Here is a 974-nt window from a genome sequence, read left to right on the forward strand (position 1 = left end):
GGGCGATGCAGCGTGTGCGCCGCAACAAGGGCGCGGCCGGGGTGGATGGTCTGGACATCGACCAAACGTCCCGCCATCTGGTGCTGGCTTGGCCGGGGATACGCGCGCGACTGCTGGCGGGGACGTATCGGCCCAGTCCGGTGCGTCGGGTGACGATACCGAAACCCGACGGTGGCGAGCGCGAGCTTGGCATTCCGACGGTGACGGACAGGCTGATCCAACAGGCACTGCTACAGGTGCTGCAACCCATACTGGACCCCACTTTCAGCGAGCACAGCTACGGTTTCCGTCCGGGGCGGCGTGCCCAAGACGCGGTGTTAGCCGCGCAGAAATACGTCCAATCCGGGCGGCTGATCGTGGTGGACGTTGACCTGTCCAAGTTCTTCGACCGGGTCAATCATGACATTCTGATCGACAGGCTGCGCAAGCGCATCGATGACGCCGGAGTGATCTGGCTGATCCGGGCGTATCTGAACAGTGGCATCATGGATCATGGCGTGGTGCAGTCGCGGCACGAGGGCACGCCGCAAGGCGGGCCGTTGTCGCCGTTGCTGGCCAATGTGTTGCTCGATGAAGTGGATAAAGAGTTGGAACGGCGCGGCCACTGCTTCGCGCGCTACGCCGATGATGCGAACGTGTATGTGCGCAGCATGCGGGCGGGCGAGCGGGTGATGGCGTTGTTGCGGCGGTGTTATGCCCGGCTGCAGTTGCTGGTCAACGAGGATAAAAGCGCCGTGGGCAGCGTCTTCGGACGTAAGTTCCTCGGGTACAGCCTGTGGGTGGCGCGTGGCGGCGAGGTGAAACGCAAGGTGGCGAGCAAGCCACTGGCAACGTTCAAGCAACGCATCCGCGAGCTGACCCGTCGTTCGGGCGGGCGCGGCATGTCGGACGTGGTGGAAAGACTACGATCTTATATGCTGGGCTGGAAAGGGTATTTCCAACTGGCGCAAACGCCCAAGGTTTGGCGTACTCTC

1 protein-coding gene is annotated in these 974 nt (G+C 63.0%); it reads left to right on the top strand.

The window, feature by feature from the left end; translation table 11 throughout:
• On the top strand, positions 1-974 hold a 974-nt coding region (gene ltrA / locus H3H36_RS26300; RefSeq protein WP_182220985.1), incomplete at both ends, for a group II intron reverse transcriptase/maturase.

The sequence above is a fragment of the Rugamonas fusca genome, assembly GCF_014042365.1.
GTDB classification, from domain to species: Bacteria; Pseudomonadota; Gammaproteobacteria; order Burkholderiales; family Burkholderiaceae_D; genus Rugamonas; species Rugamonas fusca.